This window comes from Leifsonia sp. HAY1-4F (assembly GCF_056755275.1).
The window spans coordinates 1-230 of the sequence record NZ_JBNDHX010000723.1; the positions used below are offsets into that span (position 1 = coordinate 1).

The window sequence follows — 230 nt, forward strand, 5'->3', positions numbered from 1 at the left end:
CCAAAGACCCGTCGAAGGGATCACGCTCTCCCGTCTCTGGGCCGAAGGAGACCACGCGGGTGCCATCGAGGGCGAACTGGGCGCCGAAGATGTCCTCTGCGAAGAAGGTGAGACCAGCATCCAGGCCCCCGTACGCGGATCTCCAGAGATCGGGTCCATTCCAGGTGGAAAGGCTGCCGGGTCCGTCGCCCACCCCGCGCACAAGCAGGGCGGACTCGAATGCATAGAAC

Annotated in this window: 1 protein-coding gene; it reads right to left on the reverse strand. The window is 64.8% G+C overall.

What is annotated here, in order from left to right; genetic code table 11:
• Window positions 1-230, reverse strand: a 230-nt coding sequence (locus ACPYOG_RS21115) for a hypothetical protein (RefSeq protein WP_481295991.1), incomplete at both ends; no start/stop codon positions are given.